This window comes from Kitasatospora sp. NPDC093558 (assembly GCF_040683475.1).
Taxonomy (GTDB): domain Bacteria; phylum Actinomycetota; class Actinomycetes; order Streptomycetales; family Streptomycetaceae; genus Kitasatospora.
Window position 1 is genome coordinate 22001 of the sequence record NZ_JBFBDY010000030.1, and the last position, 7708, is coordinate 29708.

Consider the following 7708-nt stretch of genomic DNA (forward strand, 5'->3'; position numbering starts at 1 on the left):
CGGGCATTCCGCCCGGTGAGCCAGGAGGTCCCCACCGTGCCCGCACCGCCCCGCCCGCCGTTCCCGGTGGCCGTGGAACCCCGGGCGCCGCGATGGGTGCCCTGGCTGCCGGTGCTGCTGCTCGTCCTGGACCTCCTCGCCGAGGCGATCGTCCCGGACGCCGTCGCCGCCGGCTTCCTGCTCACCGCGCTGCCCGTCGTCGCGGCGTTCAGCTACGGCCCGGTGCTGACCGCCGCGACCACCGCCGGCTCGCTCGCCCTCCAGGTCGTCCTCGCCCTGCGGGCCGGCCACGTCGACGAGCAGCACCACGTCTGGGTGTACATCGCGACCCTGCTGGCCGGGGTGATGGGCACCGCCCTGTCCTGGCAGCGGATCCGGCAGAACCGCAACCTCCTGCACGCCCGCACCGTCGCCGAGACCCTCCAGCGCACGGTGCTGCGCCCGGTCCCGGACCGGGCCGGCGGCCTGCGGGTGGCCGGCCTCTACCGTCCGGCCCAGGCCGAGGTGCTGGTCGGCGGCGACCTGTACGAGGTGTGCGACACCCGGTTCGGCGTGCGGGTGCTCCTCGGCGACGTCCGCGGCAAGGGCCTCGGCGCGGTGCGGACGGTCGCGGACGTGCTGGGTGCCTTCCGGGCCACCGCGCACGACACCCCCGACCTGGTCGAGATCGCCGACCAACTGGACCGCGCGGTGCTCCGCGACGCCGCCGACCGCGGTGACGACGAGCTGTTCGCCACCGCCGTCCTGCTCCAGTACCGCCCCGGCTCCGACTGCGTGGAGATCGTCAACCGTGGCCACACCACGCCGCTGCTGCTCGCCGGCCGCACGATCACCGCGATCGCCTGCCCGGACGAACTCCCGCTCGGCCTCGGCCACTTGGTCCCCGAGGAGGAGCATGGCAAGCCCACCGCCGTCGCCCTGCCGCCGGGCAGCACCGTGCTGCTCTACACCGACGGCGTCAGCGAGGCCCGCGATGCCACCGGCGCCTTCTACCCGCTGGCCCCGCGCCTCGCCGCGCTCGGCACGACGTCCCCCGACCGCGTGGTCACCTTCCTCGCCCAGGACGTGCACGAGTACGCCGGTCTCCTCGCCGACGACCTGGCCCTCCTCGCGCTCACCCCCGAGCCGGCGTAGGCGGCTGCCTGCCCTTCGCCGTCCGCCCCACACCCACCGGCGTGCACCCGGTCGGCACCACACCACCCCCCGGCCGCCGCGGTGGTGGCCCGGCAGCGGGAAGTCCCGGCCCCCGCCGGTGGTTGGAGCGGGGGCGGCCAGGCCCGTGTGCCCGGACGACAGGGGGCGGCCCGAGCGAGGGGGCCGGCCCACCTCGTGCCGGCCGGCCCGCGACGGCCATGCTGGGCGTGGCGGCCGACCAGCCGCCGTGCATCGAATAGGGGGCAAATCCGTGATCGTGCCATTCGGCGAGGTCGGTACCGTGCCGCAGCTGTCCGTACCGCGGCGGCGCCACGCGGTCGGCGGCCCGGGGGACGGATGGGAACTGGAGACCGGAGAGCTCGCCGCTACGCTGTTCGCCTCGCTCGCCCGGCGGGACCAGCGGCAGAAGGGTGAGCAGTACCTGCGCGGGCTGCTGGAGACGCGCGGCCGCAAGTCCATGCGCAACATCGCGGCGCACGTCGGCGGCCAGGCGGCCGAGCAGAGCCTGCACCACTTCATCTCCAGTTCCACCTGGGACTGGATGCCGATGCGCGAGGCCCTCGCGACGTACCTGTCCGAGGCGCAGGCCCCGCTGGCCTGGGTGGTCGGCCCGACCCCGATCCGCAAGGCCGGCGAGCAGTCGGTCGGCGTGGACGAGGGCTACGACCACTGCCTGCGGCAGAACTTCCACGGCCAGCAGGCCTTCGGCGTCTGGTACGCCTCGGAGCGGCTGACCGTCCCGGTGCACTGGCGGCTGCACCTGCCGGGCTCGTGGCTGAAGGACGACCGCCGGCGCAGCCGGGCGGAGATCCCGGTCGCGTCCGGCGAGGAGACGCTGGCCCAGTGCGCCACCTCCGCCTTCGACGAGTCGGTGGGCGGCTGGCGGGTGGCGCAGCGCCCGGTGGTGCTGAGCACCTACGCCGACCGGGTCGACGAGACGGTCGGGCGGTTCACGGCGGCCGGGCTGCCGGTGGTCGTGCGGGTCAGCGGCACGTCCGGTCTGACTGTCCGGGACCAGGCGCTGCCCGGGTACGGCGGCCGGACGCTGCCGGCCCAGCGGATCGTGGCCGCGGCCAAGTCGCTGCGCCGGCGGGTGGAGTGGTCGGCGCCCTCGGGCGGGCGGGGCGAGTCGCTGGCCGTCACCGTGCGGGTGGGCGCTCCCGGCCGTGCCGGGGACGGCGAGTACGCGCTGCTGGGGGAGTGGGCCGACCGGGACGGCTCGCCGTCGGAGCTGTGGGTCACCAACATGGTGAACGTCCCGGCGGCGGGGCTGGTGCGGCTGACCAAGCTGGCCCGGCGGGTCTGCCACGACCTGGCGCTGGTCGGCGAGGGCGTCGGCCTGCGGGACTTCGAGGGGCGGTCGTTCCGCGGCTGGCACCGGCACATCGCGCTGGCCTCGGCCGCGTACGCGATCAGCGCCGTGGGCGGCGTCGGCGCAGGCCCGGCCGACCACTACGCGCCGCGCTCGGCCTGACCGTCCTCCGGGAGCTCCTGGGGCTGGTTGAGGGCGGCCCTGGCCCGGTGCAGGCGCAGGGCCAGCTGGATCTCCAGGGCGTTGGCCGGGCGCTGCCAGTGCGGGCCGAGCAGTTCGGTGATCCGGTCGAGCCTGCGGGCGACGGTGTTGGTGTGCACGTGGAGCTGCTGCGCGGCCCTGGTGGGGCTGCCGCCGGAGGTGAAGTACGCCTCGGCGGTGCGCACCAGGTCGGCGGCGCGCTGGGTGTCGTACTCCAGGACGGGCCCGATGGTGGCCGCGACGAAGGCGTCGGCGTCGTGGTCGGCGGAGAGCAGTAAGCCGAGGAAGCCGAGGTCGGAGGCGGCCGCGGTGCTGCCGGCGCCGCCGAGGGTGAGCAGGGCGTCGAGGCAGCGCTTGGCCTCGCGGAACACCTTGCCGACGGAGGCGAGGCCCTCGGCCGGTCCGGCGGCGCCGGCGGACACCGGGCAGTCCAGCAGCGCCGACAGCTCGCGGGAGGCCGCCCGCGCGGTGGCGGAGGCGTCGGTGGCGGGGAGCAGCAGGACGAGGAGCTCGCCCTGGACGGTCTTGAGCCCGCCGTGCAGGTAGGTGTACGAGGACGCCCACACCGCGGCCTCGGCCAGCCGGCCGCCTTCGGGCCGCAGGGCGACGACGACGTGCTGCGCGGCCGTGTCGATGCCGAGCCGGTAGGCCCGTTCGGTCATGCCGCGCTGCGGCGGCGGGTTGTCCGAGAGCAGGTCGTCGAGGTACTCGTCGCGGGCCGGTCCGGAGGTGGCGGCCATGGTGTGGCGCAGCAGCAGGGCCAGCGCCATGGCCTGGCCGGTCGCGTGGAGCAGCCGCAGGTCGTCGTCGGTGACCGAGCCGCGGGGGCGGAACAGCAGGAGGCCGGGGCTGGTGACGCAGGTGGTGACGTGGCTCGCCCAGAGCCCGCAGGGCACCAGCACCGGGGCGGCGGCGGTCTTCGAGTCGACGTACGCCCGGACGGTGTCGGCCTCGTCGGGGATCGGGAGTTCGCCGGTGGTGGCGAGGGTGCGGCCGGAGGTCTCGTGGAGGCGCAGGTCGCCGTCCAGGGCGTCGGCCGCGATCTTGAGGAGGTCGCCCAGTTCGGCGCTGCGGACCATGGCGTCGGTGATCGCGGACTGGGTGGCGGCGAGCCGTTCGGTGCGGGTGAGGGCGGCGGCGGTGCGGTTGCCGTCGCGGTAGGCCGTGGAGACTTCGGCGCGGACGCGTTCGGTGCGCCGGGTCGCCTCGATGGCGGCGGCGGCGAGGCCGGCGAAGTTGCGCAGCAGGCTCACCTCGTCGGGGTTGAAGTGGCGGCGCTGGCGGGAGGCGCCGTAGAGCGTGCCGATGGTGGCGTCGTTGTGGATCAGCGGGACCGCGAGGATGGCCCGCAGGCCTTCGGCGCCGACCACCTCGTCGATGTCGGCGGTGTGCGGGAAGCGGTCGTCGGTCAGGTAGTCCGGTGTCCAGAAGGGGACTTGGCGGTCCTGGGCCATCTCGCCGATGCCCCGGCCGCGGTCCAGCCGCAGGCCCTCGGTGAGGGCGGTGGTCTCGCCGTCGGAGCGGTAGACGAGGGAGTCGCCGTCGGGCAGCCGGAGGCTGACGTAGGTCATGTCGAAGTCGAGCAGCAGGCGGCTGCGCGCGGTGACGGCGTTGAGCACGCCGTTGAGGTCGAGCTGGAAGGCGAGTTCCTGCGCGGCGGAGACGAGGGTGGCCAGCGAGGCCTCGCGTCTGCGGCGCTCGTCGGCGGCGGCGCGGACCTCCAGGGCCAGCCGGACGCCGCGTTCGAGCCGGGCGAGCCGGTCGGCGGGCAGCCCGTCGGTGCGGGCGTTCCACAGCACTTCCTCGAAGCGGCCGACCGGGGCCTCCTGCGCGAGCAGTTCGAGCAGGGCCAGTGTGTGGGTCTCGGTCGTCGTGCCGTCCGACATCGCAGCCCCCCCAAGCCGATCATGACGTCGTCTGCCAACTTTAGGCAAAGTGGCAGGGCCGGTCAATCGTGATCAGGCGTCTGACGTGTGCTCAGAGCACCGCGCTCGCGGTCGCGCGGTGTCGTCGGAGCACCTTCCGGCCCCCTGCCGCCACTGGGAACGATGGTCGGCGGGGCCCGACGGTGTGGCCCCTTTCTCATGCAAACGGGGGCAGGGATGACGGATCTGAGAAGTCATGTGAGGTCGCTGGAGCGCAGCAGACAAGCGCTCGTGCGACCGGACCGGCCGCGGACGTTCCGCATGGCCGGCCGTGAGTGGGACCTGCTGGACGGGGTGTTCGCGCCGCCGTTCTCGGCCACCACCGGGACGGCGATGGAACTGCTGGGCCTGACCGGCGACCACGTGCCGGCCTACCGCCGCGACGGGTCGTTCCTGGAGATCGGGTCGGGCACCGGCATCATCGCCGTCACCGCCGCGCTCGCGGGCTGCGGCCGGGTGGTGGCCTCGGACATCAGTCCGGTCGCGGTGGAGAACACCCGGCTGAACGCCGAACGGCACGGCGTGGGCGGGCGCGTGCGCAGCGTGCACAGCGACCTGTTCGACGCGCTGGGGCCCGACGAGCGGTTCGACACCGTGTACTGGCACTCCAACTTCGTGCTGGCGCCCGCGGAGTACAGCTACCGCGGCGACCACGAGCGCGCCTACGTCGACCCGGGCTACCGGGCGCACCGGCGCTACCTGACCGAGGCGCCGCTGCGGCTGGCCCCGGGCGGCGCGGCCCTCCTGCAGTTCAGCACCCGGGGGGACGTCGACCGGCTCCGCGCGATCGCCGCCGCGTGCGGCCGGACCCTGGTGACGCGCCGCCGGCGCGAGTTCGCCGAGGGCGCCGAGACGCTCGAACACCTGCTGTTCGAGATCCGGGAGTCGTGTTGAGGCAGCGGCCGTCCTCCGGCCGTCCGTCCGCAGCCCCGGGGTCAGTACGCTCCTGATACGAGGAACCACCGTGCGCACACTGCTCGTCGACAACTACGACTCGTTCACCTATAACCTCTTCCACCACCTCGCCGGGGTCACCGGGCACGAGCCGGTGGTCGTCCGCAACGACGATCCGCGCTGGCACCGGGGGCTGCTCGACGCCTTCGACCACGTGGTGCTGTCCCCGGGGCCCGGGCATCCGGCCGTGGCCGCCGACTTCGGGATCTGCCGGGAGATCCTCGACCACGCCGACCTCCCGCTGCTCGGCGTCTGCCTGGGCCACCAGGGGCTGGCCCTGGCGCACGGCGCGACGGTCTCCGCGGCGCCGGAGCCGCGGCACGGCCGGGTGTCGTCCGTGCTGCACGACGGCACCGGACTGTTCGCCGGGCTGCCCTCGCCGTTCGAGGCGGTCCGCTACCACTCGCTGGCCGTGACGGACCTGCCGGAGGAGCTCCGGGCCGTGGCCAGGACGGCCGACGGCGTGCTGATGGGCATCGAGCACCGGCACCTGCCGCGGTGGGGGCTGCAGTTCCACCCGGAGTCGGTGCTGACCGCGTACGGCTCCGAGCTTCTGGCCAACTTCGTGGATCTGACGGCCGGTTGGCGGGAGAAGCGCGGCCGGGACCGGGTCGAGCTGGTGGACTTCGGACCGCTCGCCGGCCCGGCCCGCCCGTCCGGCGAGGACCCCGGTACCGACCACGAGCCGGTGCGGGACCTGCGGGTCCTGGTGGAGCGGCTGCCCACCCGCTGGGACGCCGAGGTGGTCCACGACCGCCTGTTCCGCGGCGGCGACCACGCGTACTGGCTGGACGGCGACGGCAAGCCGGGCGCGGCAGGCGGGCGGTTCTCGCTCATGGGCGACGCGTCGGGACCGCTCGCCCGGATCGCCACGGCCGACGTGGGCAGCCGCACCGTGACCGTCCGCGGCGGCGGGGACACCGCGATCGCCTCGGCCGAGTTCCTCGACTGGCTGGAGCGCGACCTGCGGGCCGTGCGGGCCGACGTCCCGCCACTGCCCTTCGGGTTCGCGCTCGGCTGGGTCGGCTACCTCGGCTACGAGCTGAAGGCCGAGTGCGGCGGCTCGTCCGCGCACCGCTCCGACGACGCGGACGCCGTCATGGTCTTCGCCGACCGCGCCGTCGTGTTCGACCACGTGGCGGGCACGACGTACCTCCTGGCCCTCGCCGAGGGCGGCGACGCGAGCGCCGCCCGCGCGTGGCTGGACTCCACCGCCCTGACCCTGGAGTCGCTGGCCGGCCTGGTGCCGCCGGAGCCCCCGGAGCTCCAGCCGGTCGGTGAGCTCGGACTGCGGCACGACCGCGACCGCTACCTCGGCCTGATCGACCGCTGTCAGCGGGAGATCGCCCTAGGTGAGACGTACGAGGTGTGCCTGACCAATCTGGTCGAGGCGCGCGGCGACCTGGACCCGTGGGACGCCTACCGCGCCCTGCGCCGCACCAGCCGGGCCCCGTACGCGGCGCTGCTGAGCTTCGGCCGGCTCTCGGTGCTCAGCACCTCGCCCGAGCGCTTCCTGCGGATCGACGCGGACGGGACGGCCGAGTCCCGCCCGATCAAGGGCACCCGCCCGCGCGGGGCGACCCCGGAGGAGGACGCGGCGCTCGCGGCCGAACTGCTCCTGGACGAGAAGGACCGGGCCGAGAACCTGATGATCGTCGACCTGGTCCGCAACGACCTCGGCCGGCACGCCGAGACCGGGTCCGTGCGGGCCGACGACATCTTCCAGGTCGAGACCCACGCCAACGCCCATCAGCTGATCAGCCCGGTCCGGGCCAGGCTGAGGGCCGGGCGGGGCGCGGTCGCCTGCGTGCGCGCGGCCTTCCCGCCCGGGTCGATGACCGGCGCACCGAAGATCCGGACGATGCGGATCATCGACGAGCTGGAGGAGGGGCCGCGCGGCGTCTACTCGGGCGCCGTCGGCTACTTCTCGCTGACCGGGGCCGCCGACCTGAGCGTGGTGATCAGGACGCTCCTGATCACCCCGGGGCGGATCCGCTACGGCGTCGGCGGGGCCGTCATCGCGCTCTCCGACCCGGCCGCGGAGTTCGAGGAGACCGCCGTGAAGGCGGCCCCGCTGCTCCGGCTGACCGGCGCCCGGTTCCCGGGCCGCGAGCGCGATCCGCTGGTGCTGTGACCTGCCGGGCCGCGCGGTACCCGACCG

At 74.8% G+C, this 7708-nt stretch carries 5 protein-coding genes; 4 read left to right on the forward strand and 1 reads right to left on the reverse strand.

Annotation, left to right across the window (positions count from 1 at the left end; translation table 11 throughout):
• Positions 1-36 precede the first annotated feature (36 nt).
• Entirely contained in the window at positions 37-1134 is a 1098-nt protein-coding gene (locus AB0O00_RS05870; protein WP_363648857.1) for a PP2C family protein-serine/threonine phosphatase, read from the forward strand.
• Positions 1135-1405: 271 nt separating this feature from the next.
• Positions 1406-2629 carry a transposase gene (locus tag AB0O00_RS05875; protein ID WP_363648858.1) on the forward strand — a complete coding sequence of 408 codons (1224 nt, stop codon included), beginning with the start codon at positions 1406-1408 and terminating at the stop codon, positions 2627-2629.
• On the opposite strand, the gene AB0O00_RS05880 is transcribed toward AB0O00_RS05875, so the two are convergent.
• Positions 2608-4554: a helix-turn-helix domain-containing protein gene (locus AB0O00_RS05880; protein WP_363648859.1), complete on the reverse strand. Its 1947-nt coding sequence runs from the start codon at positions 4552-4554 to the stop codon at positions 2608-2610. The genes AB0O00_RS05875 and AB0O00_RS05880 overlap by 22 nt on opposite strands.
• 300 nt (positions 4555-4854) lie before the next feature.
• Here AB0O00_RS05880 and AB0O00_RS05885 point away from each other — a divergent pair, with 300 nt between their 5' ends.
• The gene (locus AB0O00_RS05885) at positions 4855-5487 is read left to right on the forward strand and encodes a class I SAM-dependent methyltransferase (RefSeq protein ID WP_363648860.1); all 633 of its coding nucleotides are present in this window, start codon (positions 4855-4857) and stop codon (positions 5485-5487) included.
• A 70-nt stretch (positions 5488-5557) separates the two neighbouring features.
• Positions 5558-7681: an aminodeoxychorismate synthase component I gene (gene pabB / locus AB0O00_RS05890; protein ID WP_363648861.1), complete on the forward strand. Its 2124-nt coding sequence runs from the start codon at positions 5558-5560 to the stop codon at positions 7679-7681.
• Positions 7682-7708 lie beyond the last annotated feature (27 nt).